Raw genomic sequence first — 18,780 nt, 5'->3', positions numbered from 1 at the left:
AATAATAGGAGGAAATTTTAATGAGCAAAATTATTGGTATTGACTTAGGAACAACAAACTCTTGCGTTTCTGTACTTGAAGGTGGAGAACCAAAAGTAATTCCAAACCCAGAAGGAAACCGTACTACACCATCTGTTGTTGCCTTTAAAAATGGTGAACGTCAAGTTGGTGAAGTAGCGAAACGTCAATCAGTTACAAACCCTAATACAATCATTTCTATTAAATCAAAAATGGGTACAGCTGAAAAAGTAACAGTGGAAGATAAAGATTATACACCACAAGAAGTATCTGCTATGATTCTTCAATACTTAAAAGGCTACGCAGAAGACTACTTAGGAGAAAAAGTAACAAAAGCTGTTATTACAGTTCCTGCTTACTTTAACGATGCACAACGCCAAGCGACTAAAGATGCTGGTAAAATCGCAGGTCTTGAAGTAGAGCGTATCATTAACGAACCAACTGCTGCTGCACTAGCTTATGGATTAGACAAACAAGATCAAGATCAAAAAGTATTAGTATTTGACCTTGGTGGTGGTACATTTGACGTATCAATCCTTGAATTAGGTGACGGTGTCTTTGAAGTACTAGCAACTGCTGGTGATAACAAACTAGGTGGAGATGATTTCGATGATGCAATTATCGAATATCTAGTAGCAGAATTCAAAAAAGAAAATGGTATTGATTTATCAAAAGATAAAATGGCTATGCAACGTCTTAAAGACGCAGCTGAAAAAGCAAAAAAAGATTTATCTGGTGTAACATCAACGCAAATCTCTTTACCGTTCATTACAGCGGGTGAAGCAGGACCTTTACACTTAGAAATCTCTTTAACTCGTGCAAAATTCGATGAAATTACATTACCATTAGTAAACCGTACAGTTGGACCAGTGCGCCAAGCATTATCTGATGCAGGTCTTTCAACTTCAGAAATCGACCAAGTTATTTTAGTTGGTGGTTCAACACGTATTCCAGCAGTACAAGAAGCAGTACGTAAAGAAACTGGTAAAGAACCTCACCGTGGTGTTAACCCAGACGAAGTTGTTGCAATGGGTGCTGCAGTACAAGGTGGCGTACTAACAGGTGATGTAAAAGACGTAGTATTACTTGACGTAACACCACTTTCACTTGGTATTGAAACAATGGGTGGTGTGTTCACGAAGTTAATTGATCGTAACACAACAATCCCTACATCAAAATCACAAGTATTCTCTACAGCAGCAGATAACCAACCAGCAGTAGATATCCATGTTCTACAAGGTGAGCGTTCAATGGCAGCTGACAATAAAACATTAGGTCGCTTCCAATTAGCAGACATTCCACCAGCACCACGTGGTGTACCTCAAATCGAAGTAACATTCGATATTGATAAAAACGGTATCGTATCTGTAAAAGCGAAAGACCTTGGTACAAACAAAGAGCAAACAATTGTAATCCAATCTGATTCTGGATTATCAGACGAAGAAATTGAGCGTATGGTAAAAGACGCAGAGGCGAATGCTGAGGCAGATGCTAAACGTAAAGAAGAAGCAGACCTACGCAATGAAGCTGATCAATTAGTATTCCAAGTGGATAAAACAATTGCTGACTTAGGTGAGCAAATTACAGAAGACGAGAAAAAATCAGTTGAAGATGCTCGTGATGAATTGAAAAAAGCACTTGAAGCTGGTGAATTAGAAGGCATTAAAGCAGCGAAAGAAAAATTAGAAGGCGTATTACAGCCATTAGTAATGAAAGTTTACGAACAAGCAGCAGCAGCTGCTCAAGCAGCTCAAGGTGGCGAAGCAGGAGCAGACACTGGTGCAGGTAAAAAAGATGACGGTGTTGTAGATGCTGAATTCGAAGAAGTAAAAGACGATAAATAAGAGTTAACACAGTTAAGTGAAAAGCCAAAGACCGCTTGCGGCTTTGGCTTTTGTCATGATGTGAGAACACTTCACGTGAATGGCACCATTTATGGAATAGCTGCATACGTTAGCTGCTAGGAAGTAAAAAAACTCTATATTATAAGACAATTAGTTCGAAAAAAAGAGGCAGTTTTATCAACTGCATGTTACAATAGATTTTATGCAAACAGAGCGGAGTGTGAATCATGGAGAAACGCGATTATTACGAGGTGCTTGGTTTAACAAAATCGGCTTCAAAAGATGAGATTAAAAAAGCATACCGTAAATTATCAAAACAATATCACCCTGACCTTAATAAAGAGCCAGGTGCAGATGAAAAATTCAAAGAAATCGCTGAAGCATATGAAGTATTAAGTGATGACCAGAAAAAAGCTCGTTACGACCAATTTGGTCATGAAGATCCGAATGCAGGCTTTGGTGGTGGCTTCGGAGGCGGTGGCTTTGGCGGCTTCGAGGATATTTTCAGCTCATTCTTTGGCGGTGGAGGTCGCCGTCAAGACCCAAATGCGCCACGCAAAGGTGATGACCTGCAATATCGCATGAACATAAAATTTGAAGAAGCTATTTTTGGGAAAGAAACAGAAATAGAAATCCCGAAAGATGAAACGTGTGAAACATGTCATGGTTCAGGAGCTAAACCAGGTACACAGCCTGAAACATGTTCAACATGTAATGGTGCTGGACAAATCAATCAAGCAGTAGATACACCATTTGGTCGTATGATGAACCGTCGTACATGTTCAACTTGTCATGGTACAGGTAAAATCATAAAAGAAAAATGTTCAACTTGTCGTGGAGAAGGAAAAGTCCAAAAACGCAAAAAAATTAAAGTGACGATTCCAGCTGGTGTTGATGATGGTCAACAAATTCGTGTATCTGGTCAAGGTGAACCAGGTATAAATGGTGGACCTGCAGGGGATTTATATATTATGTTCCGTGTCCAAGGTCACAATGAATTTGAACGTGATGGGGACGATATTTACTTCGAGCTAAAATTAACATTCCCACAAGCAGCACTAGGGGACGAAATTGAAGTGCCAACAGTTCATGGTAAAGTTAAATTACGTATCCCAGCTGGTACACAGTCAGGCGCTCAATTCCGTCTAAAAGATAAAGGTGTTAAAAATGTTCATGGCTATGGTATGGGTAATCAATACGTAACGGTGAAAGTCATGACACCAGAAAAATTAACGGAGAGACAAAAGCAATTACTACGAGAATTTGCAGAAATTAGTGGCGATATTCCTGAAGAACAGGGTAGTTCACTATTTGATAAAATTAAGAAAAAATTCCAAGGTGAATAATTAGAGGAGCTGAAGAGCTACGTGAAGTGGTCAGAATTATCCATTCATACAAAAAATGAAGCGGTAGAAGCAATTTCGAATATTTTGCATGAAGCAGGTGCAAGTGGTGTTGTCATCGAAGATTCTGCAGAATTTGCGAAGCCACGTGAGGATCAATATGGTGAAATTTACGCGCTAAATGAAGAGGATTTTCCGAAAGATGGCGTGATTGTCAAAGCTTATTTATCGGAGTCTAGCTTTTTAAATGAAACTGTCGAAGAAATTAAAGCAGCTATCACAAATTTAACAAACTTTAACATCGATATCGGTGAAAATGTAGTATCCATTGTTGAAGTCAACGAAGAAGATTGGGCAACTGCCTGGAAGCAATACTACCATCCTGTCAAAATTTCTGAACGCTTTACTATCGTACCAACATGGGAAGATTATACGCCTGTTTCTACAGATGAATTGATTATTGAGTTAGATCCTGGCATGGCGTTCGGTACAGGTACACACCCTACTACAGTGATGTGTTTACAAGGACTTGAAAAAGTCATTAAAGAAGGGGATACAGTAGTCGATATTGGAACAGGATCAGGTGTATTATCTATTGGAGCAGCATTACTTGGTGCCAAAAGTGTGCATGCTCTCGATTTAGACGAGGTAGCTGTACGCTCAGCACAAGAAAATGTTGCCTTAAATAAAGTAGAAGATAAAGTAGCGGTATTCCATGGGAACTTATTAGATACAGTAAAAGAACCAGCAGATGTGGTTGTAGCTAATATTTTGGCAGAGATCATTATGTCCTTCACAGACGACGCTTATACAATTGTGAAACCAGGTGGATTATATGTCACTTCAGGCATCATCGGGGCAAAACGTGATGATGTAAAAGCAGCACTTGAAGCTTCAGGCTTCGTTATTGAAGAAGTATTATTGATGGAAGATTGGGTCGCTATTATTGCCCGTCGACCACTATAACATGATTGAAGAAGCGCCAAATCGTGAGCCGTGTGCTTGTGATTTGGCGTTTTCTCTACCAGTAGTAGAAAGGACTGTGTAGCATGCAACGTTATTTTATTGAGACAGCCATAGAAAATGCACGTATTAGTGGAGAAGATGCACGCCATATTGAGCGAGTGATGCGTATGAAACAGGGCGACAAAATCGTTGTTGTTGCACAAAATACAGCTCATATATGTACAATTGAAGGGTTTGATAATGATGAAGTCGTAATTGAAGCGACAGGTCAAACGATTCCTTCACCAGAGCTACCGATTCAAGTAACAGTAGCTTGTGGCTTGCCAAAGGGCGATAAGCTAGAGCTGATTACGCAAAAAGCAACAGAGCTCGGAATGTTTGCTTTATTACCATTTGAAGCCGAGCGTTCCATTGTGAAATGGGACAAGAAAAAAGGAGCAAAAAAGCAGGAACGATTACAAAAGATTGCTAAAGAGGCAGCTGAACAAGCTCATCGTACACATATTCCAGTAGTTTTTGAACCAATTGGATTTAAGCAACTGGTACAACAAATAGAACTTTTTGATGCCGTTTTTATCGCAGATGAAGAAGATGCCAAGGCTGATGAGCGGACAAGATTTGCGGACAAGCTAAAAAATGTCGATGATAAGAAATCAAAATCAATGTTGATTATTTTTGGGCCAGAGGGAGGCATCTCTCGTCATGAGTCTGAAGCTCTAATACAAGCAGGTGCTCAAACGATGTCATTAGGGCCAAGAATTTTACGTGCAGAAACAGCGCCACTATATGCGTTGTCTGCCATATCCTATGAATTCGAATAACAGTAATGTACAACTAACTATCAACAAGACCTAGAAAAAGCCACTTAAAAATTATTTTAAGTGGCTTTTTATTTAATTAGTATTTGAAGCGGATCGGTGTTAAATCCGTGCTATAAGTGGATTTATACATCTATGATTAAAGATATGTATCATTACTAATACATAAAGGATAGTCAAAGTCACCCCGGAAAATCACAGGCTCAAACATTCCAAATAAAATATGTAAGTGAACAAGTTCATTGTCCATACATAGATTTAATTGCGACATATTCTAGCGATAGAGAGCTCACTAATACTATAAATGAAATGAGGGGATTTTTTGAGTGAACAATTTATTAATCAGATTCAACCTTGTCCAGTAACATCTACTGAACAAATACCGTTAACGAATGAGATTACGCTGCTAGTCACTACACCGCTTACGACGCCAACTATTAAAATTCCAGTTGTACTGGCAGAACCAACACTGCAAATCGTTGTCGAGTCGGATATTACGCTTAGTCCTGCAGCAACAGAAATCAAACGAGTGAAAAAGCATGTCTTTCTAAATCAAGTGAAACTGGTACCGGTTAGCTTTGCACGGATTGCTGGCACGGATTTCTTTAGAGTAACACGAGCTAAATTATTTGTAGCAGGACATATTCGGAAAAATATTGAATATGCTTCATCAGCATGTAATGGAGCACTTCAGGATAGAATTGCTGATGTTCCGTTTTCAGGTTTTACAGAACTATTTTTCCCACAAGCAACTGGTGGCGCTACGCCAATCTTAGGTATTTCCGAGTTTGCGGAGGCAAACTTCCTTAATGAAAGAACGCAAATGGATGCTCGATTAGATAAGGCTTTCTTCCAAAATCTCGTTAAATACAATGAACAACCATTTGGTGAATTAGTAGCAGCCAACTTCTTTGAACTTGATTTTTCACCGATTATGGCAGCTCCTGAAGAAGCATTCAGCACATTACGTGAAAAAATTGTATTAGAACTTACTGTAAAAGTATTGCAAGTTCAACAAATCCGTTTGGGCGCTGGAAGTAGTGTAGTAACACCTGTTCTTCCAGGGCTTACTCCACCAGCAACACCAATTGTCCCTGAAATTATTCCTCCTACTGAGTCTTGTTAATATTTTTATGTAGTGGAGCAGATATGGTAACAATAAAGCTAATATAAAATCAAATATGTTGTTAGGCAGTTGAAAGTTCACTTTACTTGAACTTTTAACTGTCTTTTTTGCAATATAAAAGAACATGTACAATCATATCTCATGGAGGGGACTGTGACAAAAGTAGAAATAATGCATAATATGAATTGTAATTAGTATTGTAAGTTTCCGATCATATAACATGTTTTAAAGGAATTAATATCATCGCAACTGATAACAAAAAAAGTTTGTTTATTGTTGTGCTTTTTTTGTCAAATCATTATTTGGGAGTGAACGAATGGCAACTCCATGGATTAACTTTAGAGAGATGAAGGAAATATCCTCTAAACAAAATAAATATAGTGAGTGGACGTATCAGACTAAAATAGATCACGAATCACCATTAGAACCTACTTATAACGGAGATAGTAATGCATTTGATGAAATAGGGGATATATCAATACTTGCAGAGGAATCCACTTTAACAGACCATGTAATCTCTAATGAAGAGCTACCCATACTTACTGATACGATTATTGAGGAAGAACACGAACATCATCCAAATTTTGAGCACTTCAGGGAGGATGCTAGCTTAGCTGAACAATTAGCATCTAATGAAGAGCTACCAATAGATAAAGAAACAAATGTTGCGCAAGAAAAAGACCATCCCCTAGCTATCAGTGAGAGCCACACAGAAGTGATCTTAACGGAACAATTAGCTAACCATGAAGAGCAATTCATATATATAGACGACCATCTCCAAGCGAACGATGGAAGTCTCCCGGAGGAACTGACAATAACCGAGCAACTAATCATCCATGAAGAACAACCTCTATTTACAGAAACCAATTCTGAGGAAGAATACGACCACCCCTCACATATCGAGAAGTGTCTACCGGAGGAACCAACCATATCAGAGCAACTCACCTCCAATGAAGGGCTTCACATACCTATCGAACCGATAGTAGACGAGAACAACGAACAATTTCAACATATCGATGCGGACCATGTCGAGGATTTAATTAAAGATCAGATAGCCTCCAATCAAGAACTAGCAAGTCCTACAGAATCAAATGATACGGAAGAAAATGACTATCTACCAAATAGTAATGAGAACGTGTCTGAAGAACAAGGTTTAACAACTCAAGCAGACAGTAATCTAAAATTCCCCAATAAAGCTCTTACTGAGGTTGAACATAATATACATATAGGTGACATAGAAAAATTAAAGTCAAACAATCCACCAGATCTTGATAAGGCGAGTCCAACCTCTAAACAAGGGGAAGTATGCACCACAACCAAAAAAAGTCCCTTTTCCACCTTTGTAGAAATTACCGATTTTCTTCATGCTCCTATTTATGGTGAAAATGTTCAACAGTTTACATTTGAATTTCTTGATTTACAAGACGAACTAACACCTCAACTTGAAACTAAGTTATTCCACACGATTAGGGATTACCCTGAACAACCTAATTATCGTTTGGTTCGCTCCAACATTAATCAAATGATTTCTTTAATAAGGACTGATAAAAATGATAAAAAAAATAAGTATCGTCATCCGTGTAAATCAGGAGTAGTTCCCTTACATAACTCGCAAACAATTCACAAAGGAGAAACTAACTCTTATTCCTCTGATTCTTTTATACATATACGAGTTCCTGTTGTGCTAGGGGAATACAAAATAGAAATATGTATGGAGGAATATATAGCTTTTGATAAAGGTATTAAAGAGGTTAAAGAGATCACAAATGAGGTACTACTGTCCGATTGTAGATTTGTACCTATTTATAAATCACAGACATTAGATAATGGAACATGTACGGTATTAAAGGGGAATTTATTTATAGAAGGTTATATACAGCACAATATTGAGTATACAGTGTCTAATAAGCCAAATGAGACAGACATTCATCCCAATCAATTGTGTCAAAATATAGTATTAGAATTAGTTATCCATATGCTACAAGTCCAAAAAATTAAAGTCTTATTTGACGGGCAAGGTTTTGGTGGATTATAGAAATTTATCGCTCAACTCAAATAAAATGAATGAAAAACTAATATATACGTCTATGTATAGATTTAATTGCTACATATTCTAGCGATAGGAGAGCTCTCTAAAACTAAAAAAATGAAATGAGGGAAATTTTTTGAGCGATCAATTAGAAAGTCAATTTCAACCTTGTCCTGTAACATCAACTGAACAAATTCCATTAACGAATGAGATTACACCCGTAGTCACTACACCAGTTACAACACCAACTATTAAAGTTCCAGTTGTACTGGCAGAACCAACATTGCAAATTGTTGTTGAGTCGGATATTACACTTAGCCCTGCTGCAACAGAAATCAAACGAGTGAAAAAGAATGTCTTCTTAAATCAAGTAAAACTAGTACCAGTTAGCTTTGCTCGTATTGCTGGCACTGATTTCTTTAGAGTAACAAGAGCTAAATTATTTGTAGCAGGACATATTCGGAAAAATATTGAATATGCTTCATCAGCATGTAATGGAGCACTTCGAGACAGAATTGCAGACGTACCGTTTTCAGGTTTTACAGACCTTATTTTCCCACAAGCACCTGGTGGAGCTACACCAATCCTAGGCATTTCCGAGTTTGCGGAAGCGAACTTCCTTAATGAAAGAACGCAAATGGATGCACGATTAGATAAGGCATTCTTCCAAAATCTCGTTAAATACAATGAACAACCATTTGGTGAATTAGTAGCAGCAAACTTCTTCGAACTTGATTTTTCACCAATTATGGCAGCTCCTGAAGGAACATTCAGCACATTACGTGAAAAAATTGTCTTAGAACTTACTGTAAAAGTATTGCAAGTTCAGCAAATTCGTCTTGGTGCTGGCAGCAGTGTAATAACGCCAGTTCTCTTAGGACTTACACCTCCTCCTAGTCCTTGATCATTGCTAGATTAGAGGAAAGCAGAACGACTTATAATATACTAACAAAGCTAGTAGTACAAACAGATATTTGTTTGTACTACTAATTTTCTGATTGTAGGATAGATCAATAAAAGTGTATTTAGTTGGACTAATAATAGAGTATAAAATTGAATTTGAGGATATATGAATCGATGTTTACTTTTGGTAATCTTTCGAAGCAATTAATGTACAATATGATTTGTCCTTAATGATATTTGAATGAATAGCAATAGAATGATATCCATTCAATGAAAAAAGGGTGCCTATAAAAATTGGCAACCCCTTTTTTTCAATATTAATTAACTGTTTCTAAAACACGTACAAATTGTCCTTTTGAGTGAGGGTAGCCTGCTTGTGTAATTTTTACTTTTACAAGTTGTCCGATTAGATTTTCTGGACCCTCAAAAACTACTTTTAAGTAGTTGTCTGTATAGCCTGTTAGAAGGCCTTCTTCTTCACTGCCATCATGCACAAATTCTTCAGGAATAACTTCTAGCACTTGATCTTCAAAACGAGAAGCATACTCTTTTGCTAGTTGATCGTTTAAAGCGATGAGTCGATGGACACGTTCATTTTTAATGTCTTCATCAATTTGATCTTCCATACGTGCAGCTGGAGTTCCTGTACGAGGAGAGAATGGGAAAACGTGTAGCTCAGAGAATTTATGATCACGGATAAAGTTATATGTGTCCATAAACTCTTCTTCTGTCTCGCCAGGGAACCCAACGATTACATCTGAAGTAACAGCTAAATCAGGTAGAGCCTCATGTAATTTTGTTAAGCGCTCACCAAAGAATTCCATTGTATATTTACGGCGCATACGTTTTAATACTGTATCAGAACCAGATTGAATCGGAATATGTAAATGATTCACGACAATCTTTGATTCACGTAGTACTTCAATTACTTCATCCGTTAATTGACTAGCCTCAATAGATGAAATACGAAGACGCTTTAAGCCTTTCACATTAGCTTCTAAATCACGTAGTAATTGAGCAAGATTATAATCTTTTAAATCTTGTCCATAGCCACCTGTATGAATACCGGTTAAGACAATTTCAAGATAACCAGCGTCAACTAATTGCTGTGCTTGATGTAATACTTCTTGTGGGTCACGAGAACGCATTAAGCCGCGCGCCCAAGGAATAATACAAAATGTACAGAAATTGTTACAGCCTTCTTGGATTTTTAATGAAGCACGTGTACGGTCTGTAAATGCAGGTACATCCAATTCTTCGTATACACGGTTTTTCATAATATTACGTACAGCATTAATCGGTTGACGTTCCGCACGATATTGTTCAATATAACCAAGTAATTTCGTACGATCTTGTGTTCCGACAACGATATCGACACCAGGGATAGCCATAATTTCTGCAGGGGATGTTTGAGCATAGCATCCTGTTACACAAATAACTGCATCCGGATTTTGGCGGATTGCTCGACGAATAACCTGACGAGATTTTTTATCTCCAGTATTCGTAACTGTACATGTATTAATGACGTAAACGTCTGCTTGTTGATCAAATTCTGTACGATCATAGCCTTCTTCTTTAAACAGCTGCCAAATTGCCTCTGTTTCGTAATGATTTACTTTACAACCTAGAGTATGGAAACTCACGATTTTTGATCGCTCGTTACTCATAATATATATCATCCTTTCAATTCACATTACCTTGTGTTTGCAACATTTAAATAGTTTTTTGGTGTACATATTTTAGATACGTGATTTATGATAACATAAACCTTATGAAATCAGTACATATAAGATTTTTTTGTGAAATAATTAAGTGATTTGCTTCAATATAGTCATCTGATAACTTCTGTGTTCTTAAAAGTTTACATTTCAGCTTTTATTATATAGAAAGAAATTAGACGCCAACGTGAAAAAATGATATGATTCGAAGAGGTACGTACATCTTGCTTAGTGAAGGAGCGTTTAACAATGGAACAAAATTTTGCGCGTATGATTGATCATACATTATTAAAGGCTGAGGCAACAAAAGAACAAATTGAAACATTATGTGCAGAGGCTAAACAATTTAATTTTGCTTCTGTTTGTGTAAATCCAACGTGGGTTAAACACAGCAGCGAGCTATTACAAGGTTCAGACGTTTTAGTTTGTACCGTTATTGGTTTCCCATTAGGTGCTAATACACCAGCTGTTAAAGCATTTGAAGTAAAAGATGCAATTGCAAACGGTGCAAAAGAAGTAGATATGGTTATTAATATCGGCGCATTAAAGGATAAGAACTACGAACTGGTACAAGCTGATATTGCGGCAGTAGTGGAAGCAGCAAAAGGTCATGCACTTGTAAAAGTGATTATTGAAACTTGTTTATTAACAGATGAAGAAAAAGTGAAAGCATGTGAACTAGCGGTAGCTGCGGGTGCTGACTATGTGAAAACATCTACAGGTTTCTCTACTGGTGGCGCAACAGCAGAAGATATTGCGCTTATGCGTAAAACAGTAGGTCCTGAGCTGGGCGTTAAAGCTTCAGGTGGTGTTCGTAGCTTAGAAGACATGAAAAAAATGGTGGAAGCTGGTGCAACACGTATTGGGGCAAGCTCTGGTGTGGCCATTATGAACGGTTTAATTGCTGATTCTAACTATTAAAATTTGTATATGGATTGGCCACAAGCTAATACAATTTATTGTAGGAGCTTGTGGCTTCTTTGTGTGCAATTAGAATAATATTTTTTTCTTCACATATACTCCACTGATGAATGTGAATCAGGAAGGAGGATGCCATGTTTACACAGTATAAGTATTGGAAGCCTTATATTAGCCCCTTTGATCCCTGTAAGCCCATAGAAGTAAAGTATTATTCAACGCCACCACAACTATATATGGGTTTTCAACCACCCGGACTACCACAATTCCAAACCCCAAGGGAAGCTTTAATGGCTGGAACACTATGGCCCCAATTATTTAGCCCATACCCAATTCCCCTAAAAAGGAGGGATGAAGCATGACTAAAAAGATGCCACCAGAATTTTATAAACAATTAGAAGAAATTCAGGCAATTGATTTCGTCATCGTTGAATTAAACCTCTATTTAGACACCCATCCACACGATTATGATGCCATTCAGCAATTTAATGAAAATACTGAGAAAAGTATGAAGCTCAAAATTGATTTTGAACAAAAATATGGACCGCTCATGAATTTTGGGAGAAGTTATTCGAATTATCCTTTTAACTGGATTGATACACCATGGCCATGGCAAGTCTAATCTAAAGACTAGGAGGAATAATCTTTGTGGTATTACGAAAAAAAGCTCCAGTATCCGGTGAAAGTTAGTACATGTAATCCAATGCTTGCTAAGTTTTTAATAGAGCAATATGGAGGAGCAGATGGGGAACTGGCAGCGGCCCTTCGCTATATGAACCAGCGCTATACCATTCCAGACAAAGTGGTAGGGCTCTTAACCGATATAGCGACTGAGGAATTTTCTCATTTAGAAATGATTGCTACGATGATTTATAAGCTAACAAAAGACGCTACGCCAGAAATGCTAAAGGAAGCGGGTCTAGGGGATCATTACGTGAATCATGATAAAGCATTATTTTATCAGAATGCTTCAGGAGTACCATTTACAGCAACCTATATTCAGGCTAAGGGAGATCCTATTGCGGATTTGTATGAGGATATTGCGGCTGAAGAAAAAGCGCGTGCCACATATCAATGGATTATCGATTTATCAGATGATACGGATTTAAATGATAGCTTGAAGTTTTTACGTGAACGTGAGGTTGTCCATTCCCAGCGTTTTAGAGAGGCAGTAGAAATTTTAAAAGATGACAGAAATCAGAAGAAAATTTTCTAAGACAAAAAATGGATGGCTGTATTCAAGTGAACTTGAAACAGCCTTTTCTTTGCTATTGAATGTTGGAAAATAAAGTAAGATCTTCTCGATGACCGATCATCACCAATAAATCTTCCTTTTCAATAATTTGCTCTGGAGAAGGAGAAATAATAATTTCACCTTCACGCACAATCGCAATCACACTGACGTTATATTTTGCACGTAAATCTAAATCCCGTAAATTATGCCCAGCCATTTTGGAGGGAATCATAATTTCTTCAATACTGTATTCCTTGGATAGTTCGATATAATTCAGCATATTGGGGGATAGTAGCTGATTTGCCACGCGCTCTCCCATATCTCGTTCAGGATAAATAATCCAATCAGCACCAACTTTATCTAAGACTTGCCCATGTCTTTTACCAAGTGCCTTTGCAATAACCTTTTTGATTCCTAGCTCTTTTAATAAGGACACAGTTAAAATACTAGACTGCATATCGTTACCGATTGCCACAATGACACAATCGAAGTTTCCTATACCAAGGGATGTTAAAGCTTTTTCTTCTGTTGTATCAGCTACTACTGCATGGGTTACATAAGGTTCTGCATCCTCAACTCTTTCTTCATTTACATCAATTCCTAATATTTCTTGTCCCGCTTCATGTAATCGTCGGGCGACACTTGTTCCGAATCTTCCTAAGCCTATTACGGCATATTGTTTGATTGCCATAGATCACACACTCCTCTAATTTGATTATCCAATCATAATATTTCCTTTTGGATGTCGAAAAGCCTCTTTTTTTCGTCGTTTTGTAATGGCGAAAGCTATAGTTAATGGACCAAGTCTTCCAGCGAACATTGTCAAAATAATAAGAACACGACCACCTGGTGTTAGTTCTGGCGTTAGTCCCATCGAAAGACCAACAGTAGCAAAGGCAGAGGTAGCCTCAAATAAATACATCATGAAGCTATGCCGTTGTTCAATAATACTAAGAAGAATTGTCACAACTATAACAATCATGGCGCCACACATTGTGACAGTTAACGCTTTTAAAATGGTTTCGTTGACAATTCGACGTTTAAATAAAACAACATCTTCTTTCCCTCTGATTTGTGACCACATGGTAGCTACTAATACAGCGAAGGTTGTAATCTTAATACCACCAGCAGTGGAACCAGACCCAGCTCCTATAAACATTAAGAGAATGATTAAAAATAATGTGGAATGGGTTAAGTCACCAATTGCAAGAGTATTGGACCCAGCTGTTCTTGGTGTTACAGCTTGATAAAAAGAACCTAATATTTTGCCCCACTCAGATAATGGACCGATTGTTTTTGAATTGCTATATTCAAATAAAAAAATCAAAATGGTTGCGCTAGCAGTCAATAGAAGTGTAGTCGCTAAGACAATTTTTGTATGGACGGAGAGCCTTTTTGTCTTTCGATATTCATACAATTCATTCATGACAATAAATCCTAAGCCACCAATTGTAATTAGCGCACAAATTGTCAAAACAACAAATGGGTCATCTACGTAGGATGTCATTCCGTTAAAACCACCCATTAAATCAAATCCTGCGTTGTTGAAATTAGAAATGGCATGAAAAAATCCAAAATAAAAAGCTTTTCCTATCGGCATGTCAAATGAAAAACGAATAGTTAAAATAAGGCCGCCGATTATTTCAATTAACGCTGTAAAGAGCAATATTCTTTTTACTAATTTAACAAGACCAGCAATCGAAATATTATTGAATGCTTCTTTTAGCAACAATCTTTCTTTTAAAGAAATTTTCTTTCCAAGTATTAAAAATAATAAAGTTGCAAATGTCATAAATCCTAGGCCACCGATTTGGATTAATGATAATATCACCAATTCTCCAAAAATGGAAAATGTATCTCCTGTATCCACAACAATCAACCCTGTGACACAAGTTGCAGAGGTAGCGGTGAATAATGCATCTAAAAAGGGTAGTCCGTTCCCATCCTCAGTGGAGAAAGGCAGCGTTAAAAGAAACGTCCCTATCACAATAATCAATGCAAAACCAAGTACGAGAATTTTGGGAGGATTTAATGTATTTTTAAAATTGTTCATCGTGTTCTCCTTAATCTTTTATTAAACGGCATAATAAAAAGACCTACTAAAAAAGCATGCACAGGCATAGAAAAACATGCTTTTAATGGTGGTCTTGTATGACCTCCTTCGCTTTAGCCGACGAAGTTAGCTGACGGGTAGGATGGCGAAAGAGATTCTCATCCCTTCTGCAATAGCAGAATTAACCCCAAAAGATTGGGTCCTCCGTTCTCAACGTTTGAGATTTGGCCGATATGAAATTGAATGTGATTATTCTACGCCCATATTCTATTTTTTGTAAACCCCTTAATTAATAGGAAAATGTAATTATTTTATATTGTGAGCGAAATATTCATTAATAATTCGAGCAAAAATAAAACCAAAAATTCACTTGATATTTTCGCACACTTTCTATTGACCATTATTAGACAATACGATATAATTTTTTAGTACACAACAGAAGGTTATTTGCCTAATTGTGTATTGACGTGTGTTCGGAGGGAGGGAAAGAGAGATGTCAAAAACTGTCGTTCGCAAAAACGAATCGCTTGAAGATGCTCTTCGCCGCTTCAAACGTACTGTATCAAAAAGTGGTACAATTCAAGAAGTTAGAAAGCGCGAGTTCTACGAAAAACCTAGCGTAAAACGTAAAAAGAAATCAGAAGCTGCACGTAAACGTAAGTGGTAATTTAATTTCCCATTAAAAATCCCTACGTTCATAACACGCAATTGTATGATTCACTGAGCAGACAAAGTTATACCTGAGATTAATCACAATGTTGATTAATTTCAGGTATTTTACATTGCTCATTCTTACGTACATAAGAAAAAGCCGAATGAAATCAAGTTGATTCATTCGGCTTTTTTGTACATACTAAGTGTTGGTATTTGGAATAGAATTAAAGAAGTTAATAAACTTTTAAGATTTGTGAAACTTTTCGCATGATAGACCGTATATAAGAGGAGAAGCATGTTAGAAGGGAGGGAAAAAGGTGCGAAAACGGAGAATCCTCAGCTATCTATTAGTAATATGGATGACTTTTTTGTTAGCGTTTCCATTAACTTCGGCTTTTGCAAGCAGTAAGGTCTACCAGGTTCCTATTCATAATGAAGTAGAGCGAGGACTTCACGCATTTTTAGAACGAGCTTTTAAAGAGGCTGAAGAAAATAATGCCGAGGCCATTATCTTAGATATACATACGCCTGGTGGCTTTGTAAATGCAGCAAGTGATATCGCCATGCTTATGGATGCCTCGGATATACGTAAGATTGCTTTTATTAATAAGGATGCCCATTCAGCAGGTGCTTTTTTAGCATTACATGCGGATGAAATCTACATGGTACCAAATGGAACAATCGGTGCAGCAGCGGTCATTGATTCAGCTGGGAATGCAGCAGATTTAAAGGCAAATAGTGCCTGGCTTGCTCAAATGCAAGCAGCAGCAGAAACATCTGGGCGTGATCCAAAGTACGCTTTAGCAATGGCTGATTCTAATTATGACCTGCCTGAATATCGTGCGGAAGGGAAAAACTTGTTAACTTTATCAGCCTCTGAAGCATTAAAGGTCAAGTACTCTGAAGGAACAGTTAAAAATTTTCAAAAGCTATTAGAGGTAACCAACCTGAATGGTAGCGATGTTGTTTCAATCGAACCGACCTTTTCTGAAAAATTGGCTCGTTTTATTACAAATCCAATCATTGTCCCGATTTTATTATCAATCGCAAGTTTAGGACTTGTGATGGAGCTCTATTCGCCAGGCTTTGGCGTTCCAGGTATAATGGGGTTATCAGCACTTGGTTTATTTTTCTTCGGACATATGGTTGCAGGCTTTGCGGGTTATGAAACATTATTGTTATTTATTGTTGGTTTAGCGCTTGTAGTTGCAGAGTTTTTTGTCCCCGGTGGTATTGTTGGTATTTTAGGTGGCGTATTAATAGTGCTAAGTCTGATACTGGCAGGTGCAAATATGATGCAAATGATAATAGCAATTCTCATTGCGTTGGTGATAGCGATGATAGGAATGGTGATTCTGATGAAATTTTTCGGGAAAAAACTGCATGTCTTAAACAAGCTTGTGTTAATGGATGCAACTACGACTGAGGAAGGGTATGTGTCCAATGTGAATCGCACAGAACTGCTAGGTAAAGTGGGGAAAACGCTTACGCCACTTCGTCCAGCAGGTACTATGGTTCTTGGTAATGAACGCATTGATATTGTTTCTGAAGGTGGCTATATCGATGTAAATCAACATGTAGAAATTATTAAAGTTGAAGGCTCACGTATTGTTGTGAGACGAACAGATAAAGAGATGGAGGAATAGAAAATGGGATTTGATTTAGCTCTAATTGGTCCAATTGCTGGATTGGTTATTTTATTCATAGTTCTCGCGGTATTCTTTACCTTTGTACCGGTAGCACTATGGATTTCTGCACTGGCTGCAGGTGTTCGTGTTAGTATTTTCACATTAATTGGGATGCGTTTACGTCGAGTAATTCCTTCTCGAATTGTCAATCCGTTAATTAAAGCACATAAAGCAGGTTTACCTGTTACAATCAATCAACTTGAGAGTCACTATTTAGCAGGTGGTAATGTAGACCGTGTTGTTAATGCGTTAATTGCGGCTCATCGTGCCAATATTGAACTTTCGTTTGAGCGTTGTGCTGCGATTGATTTAGCTGGTCGAGATGTATTAGAAGCAGTTCAAATGTCTGTTAATCCAAAAGTTATTGAAACACCATTTATTTCAGGTGTAGCAATGAACGGGATTGAAGTTAAAGCTAAAGCTCGTATTACAGTACGTGCCAATATCGAGCGTTTAGTCGGTGGTGCTGGAGAGGAAACAGTTATTGCCCGTGTTGGTGAAGGGATCGTTTCGACAATCGGTTCGGCTACCCATCATACTGAAGTTTTAGAAAATCCAGATATGATTTCACAAACCGTTTTATCAAAAGGTTTGGATTCAGGGACAGCCTTTGAAATCTTATCCATTGATATTGCTGACGTAGATATCGGTAAAAACATTGGTGCAGAATTACAAATTGAACAAGCACAGGCGGATAAAAACATTGCGCAAGCAAAAGCTGAGGAACGTCGTGCGATGGCTGTTGCCAATGAGCAGGAAATGATTGCGCGTGTTCAAGAGATGAAAGCGAAAGTAGTAGAAGCGGAGGCGGAAGTACCGCAAGCGATGGCTGAAGCATTACGTTCTGGTAATCTGGGGATTATGGATTATATGAACTATCGTAACATTCAAGCGGATACTGCAATGCGTGACTCGATTTCAAAAGTAAGCACAGATAAACCTGAAACGAATGAACCGAATGCTTAATAACGGAAAGGAGCGGAACTAAACATATGGAACAATTAATACTCTTTGCCATAATTGCTATAGTCAGCTCTATTTTCGGAAAATCAAAAAATAAAAAGCCTCAGAAACAGATGCCTCCTTTTAATAAAGACACAATGGTTGAGCCACCAGTAACGGAGGAAACGCCACATCGTACAGGGAAAGCACAAAGCTTTGAGGATTTTGCGCGGGACTTTATAGGCGAATGGATTCCTGAAAATCAGAAAGCCGAAGAGCCTAAAGTAGAAGCGCAGAAGAAGAAGGAAGTTCCAAGCTATGTTGCTCCGCCTGTCATTCAAGCGGATGTACCTAGTCGTTCTTCTAATCGAGAAAATAGGGGACGTCTTGCTGCTGGGAAAAAAGAGGCACACACAGCAGTTGAAATACCAGCAACTTTTCGTTTGCCTCAATCTAAAAATGAGCTCGTGCAAGCAATCGTGATGGCTGAAATATTAGGTCCGCCAAAAGCAAAACGAAAATAACT

At 37.8% G+C, this 18,780-nt stretch carries 18 protein-coding genes and 1 riboswitch; of the genes, 15 read left to right on the top strand and 3 right to left on the bottom strand.

Annotation, left to right across the window (positions count from 1 at the left end):
- The first annotated feature begins 20 nt into the window (after window positions 1-20).
- From dnaK to MKY49_RS14980, 7 genes are all read left to right on the top strand, one after another.
- Window positions 21-1,862 (top strand): molecular chaperone DnaK, encoded by a 1,842-nt coding sequence (dnaK, locus tag MKY49_RS15010; RefSeq protein WP_274793818.1) that lies wholly within the window; start codon window positions 21-23, stop codon window positions 1,860-1,862.
- 227 nt (window positions 1,863-2,089) lie between these two features.
- Window positions 2,090-3,208, top strand: a complete 1,119-nt coding sequence (dnaJ, locus tag MKY49_RS15005) for a molecular chaperone DnaJ (protein ID WP_274793817.1) — start codon at window positions 2,090-2,092, stop codon at window positions 3,206-3,208.
- 21 nt (window positions 3,209-3,229) lie between these two features.
- Entirely contained in the window at window positions 3,230-4,171 is a 942-nt protein-coding gene (gene prmA, locus MKY49_RS15000) for a 50S ribosomal protein L11 methyltransferase (protein ID WP_274793816.1), read from the top strand.
- 83 nt (window positions 4,172-4,254) lie between these two features.
- Window positions 4,255-4,992, top strand: coding sequence for a 16S rRNA (uracil(1498)-N(3))-methyltransferase (locus MKY49_RS14995; RefSeq protein WP_322611593.1), 738 nt, complete (start codon window positions 4,255-4,257; stop codon window positions 4,990-4,992).
- 319 nt (window positions 4,993-5,311) lie between these two features.
- Complete coding sequence (locus MKY49_RS14990; protein WP_341386594.1) at window positions 5,312-6,115, top strand: CsxC family protein; 804 nt, start codon at window positions 5,312-5,314, stop codon at window positions 6,113-6,115.
- 316 nt (window positions 6,116-6,431) lie between these two features.
- Window positions 6,432-8,150 carry a BC_2427 family protein gene (locus tag MKY49_RS14985; RefSeq protein WP_341386593.1) on the top strand — a complete coding sequence of 573 codons (1,719 nt, stop codon included), beginning with the start codon at window positions 6,432-6,434 and terminating at the stop codon, window positions 8,148-8,150.
- A 130-nt stretch (window positions 8,151-8,280) separates the two neighbouring features.
- Window positions 8,281-9,048 (top strand): CsxC family protein, encoded by a 768-nt coding sequence (locus tag MKY49_RS14980; protein ID WP_274793812.1) that lies wholly within the window; start codon window positions 8,281-8,283, stop codon window positions 9,046-9,048.
- A gap of 316 nt (window positions 9,049-9,364) precedes the next feature.
- Here MKY49_RS14980 and mtaB read toward each other — a convergent pair whose 3' ends face one another.
- Window positions 9,365-10,714, bottom strand: a complete 1,350-nt coding sequence (gene mtaB, locus MKY49_RS14975) for a tRNA (N(6)-L-threonylcarbamoyladenosine(37)-C(2))-methylthiotransferase MtaB (RefSeq protein ID WP_322611591.1) — start codon at window positions 10,712-10,714, stop codon at window positions 9,365-9,367.
- Between the two features lie 300 nt (window positions 10,715-11,014).
- Here mtaB and deoC point away from each other — a divergent pair, with 300 nt between their 5' ends.
- The 4 genes from deoC to MKY49_RS14955 all read left to right on the top strand — a co-directional run bounded on the left by deoC (window position 11,015) and on the right by MKY49_RS14955 (window position 12,899).
- Window positions 11,015-11,686, top strand: coding sequence for a deoxyribose-phosphate aldolase (gene deoC, locus MKY49_RS14970; protein ID WP_274793810.1), 672 nt, complete (start codon window positions 11,015-11,017; stop codon window positions 11,684-11,686).
- A 134-nt stretch (window positions 11,687-11,820) separates the two neighbouring features.
- Window positions 11,821-12,045 carry a spore coat associated protein CotJA gene (locus MKY49_RS14965; RefSeq protein WP_274793809.1) on the top strand — a complete coding sequence of 75 codons (225 nt, stop codon included), beginning with the start codon at window positions 11,821-11,823 and terminating at the stop codon, window positions 12,043-12,045.
- A complete protein-coding gene (locus MKY49_RS14960; protein ID WP_016994107.1) occupies window positions 12,042-12,305 on the top strand; it encodes a spore coat protein CotJB in 264 nt (87 codons plus the stop codon). The genes MKY49_RS14965 and MKY49_RS14960 overlap by 4 nt, the downstream gene beginning before the upstream one ends.
- 24 nt (window positions 12,306-12,329) lie before the next feature.
- Window positions 12,330-12,899, top strand: coding sequence for a manganese catalase family protein (locus MKY49_RS14955; protein ID WP_274793808.1), 570 nt, complete (start codon window positions 12,330-12,332; stop codon window positions 12,897-12,899).
- A 52-nt stretch (window positions 12,900-12,951) separates the two neighbouring features.
- Here MKY49_RS14955 and MKY49_RS14950 read toward each other — a convergent pair whose 3' ends face one another.
- Window positions 12,952-13,608, bottom strand: coding sequence for a potassium channel family protein (locus tag MKY49_RS14950; protein ID WP_274793807.1), 657 nt, complete (start codon window positions 13,606-13,608; stop codon window positions 12,952-12,954).
- A 24-nt stretch (window positions 13,609-13,632) separates the two neighbouring features.
- Window positions 13,633-14,970 carry a TrkH family potassium uptake protein gene (locus MKY49_RS14945; RefSeq protein WP_274793806.1) on the bottom strand — a complete coding sequence of 446 codons (1,338 nt, stop codon included), beginning with the start codon at window positions 14,968-14,970 and terminating at the stop codon, window positions 13,633-13,635.
- A gap of 100 nt (window positions 14,971-15,070) precedes the next feature.
- Window positions 15,071-15,210, bottom strand: a riboswitch (cyclic di-AMP (ydaO/yuaA leader).
- Between the two features lie 253 nt (window positions 15,211-15,463).
- Between MKY49_RS14945 and rpsU the strand changes: the two genes are divergently transcribed.
- The 4 genes from rpsU to MKY49_RS14925 all read left to right on the top strand — a co-directional run bounded on the left by rpsU (window position 15,464) and on the right by MKY49_RS14925 (window position 18,778).
- Window positions 15,464-15,637, top strand: a complete 174-nt coding sequence (rpsU, locus tag MKY49_RS14940; RefSeq protein ID WP_004227078.1) for a 30S ribosomal protein S21 — start codon at window positions 15,464-15,466, stop codon at window positions 15,635-15,637.
- Window positions 15,638-15,941: 304 nt separating this feature from the next.
- Window positions 15,942-17,270, top strand: coding sequence for an NfeD family protein (locus tag MKY49_RS14935; RefSeq protein ID WP_274793805.1), 1,329 nt, complete (start codon window positions 15,942-15,944; stop codon window positions 17,268-17,270).
- A 3-nt stretch (window positions 17,271-17,273) separates the two neighbouring features.
- The gene (gene floA / locus MKY49_RS14930; protein ID WP_004227087.1) at window positions 17,274-18,278 is read left to right on the top strand and encodes a flotillin-like protein FloA; all 1,005 of its coding nucleotides are present in this window, start codon (window positions 17,274-17,276) and stop codon (window positions 18,276-18,278) included.
- Between the two features lie 26 nt (window positions 18,279-18,304).
- Entirely contained in the window at window positions 18,305-18,778 is a 474-nt protein-coding gene (locus MKY49_RS14925) for a hypothetical protein (protein ID WP_274793803.1), read from the top strand.
- Window positions 18,779-18,780: the final 2 nt, after the last annotated feature.

The organism is Lysinibacillus sp. FSL M8-0134 (assembly GCF_038069745.1).
Taxonomy (GTDB): Bacteria; Bacillota; Bacilli; order Bacillales_A; family Planococcaceae; genus Lysinibacillus; species Lysinibacillus irui.
Note: the sequence above shows the minus strand (reverse complement) of the source record. Positions and strands in the feature narration are given on the sequence as shown.

Bases quoted from the DNA above. Each gene is read 5' to 3' on its own strand.
- dnaK (WP_274793818.1), top strand. From the start codon at position 21: ATGAGCAAAATTATTGGTATTGACTTAGGAACAACAAACTCTTGCGTT.
- dnaJ (WP_274793817.1), top strand. From the start codon at position 2,090: ATGGAGAAACGCGATTATTACGAGGTGCTTGGTTTAACAAAATCGGCT.
- MKY49_RS14995 (WP_322611593.1), top strand. From the start codon at position 4,255: ATGCAACGTTATTTTATTGAGACAGCCATAGAAAATGCACGTATTAGT.
- MKY49_RS14985 (WP_341386593.1), top strand. From the start codon at position 6,432: ATGGCAACTCCATGGATTAACTTTAGAGAGATGAAGGAAATATCCTCT.
- mtaB (WP_322611591.1), bottom strand. From the start codon at position 10,714: ATGAGTAACGAGCGATCAAAAATCGTGAGTTTCCATACTCTAGGTTGT.
- deoC (WP_274793810.1), top strand. From the start codon at position 11,015: ATGGAACAAAATTTTGCGCGTATGATTGATCATACATTATTAAAGGCT.
- MKY49_RS14965 (WP_274793809.1), top strand. From the start codon at position 11,821: ATGTTTACACAGTATAAGTATTGGAAGCCTTATATTAGCCCCTTTGAT.
- MKY49_RS14960 (WP_016994107.1), top strand. From the start codon at position 12,042: ATGACTAAAAAGATGCCACCAGAATTTTATAAACAATTAGAAGAAATT.
- MKY49_RS14950 (WP_274793807.1), bottom strand. From the start codon at position 13,608: ATGGCAATCAAACAATATGCCGTAATAGGCTTAGGAAGATTCGGAACA.
- MKY49_RS14945 (WP_274793806.1), bottom strand. From the start codon at position 14,970: ATGAACAATTTTAAAAATACATTAAATCCTCCCAAAATTCTCGTACTT.
- rpsU (WP_004227078.1), top strand. From the start codon at position 15,464: ATGTCAAAAACTGTCGTTCGCAAAAACGAATCGCTTGAAGATGCTCTT.
- floA (WP_004227087.1), top strand. From the start codon at position 17,274: ATGGGATTTGATTTAGCTCTAATTGGTCCAATTGCTGGATTGGTTATT.
- MKY49_RS14925 (WP_274793803.1), top strand. From the start codon at position 18,305: ATGGAACAATTAATACTCTTTGCCATAATTGCTATAGTCAGCTCTATT.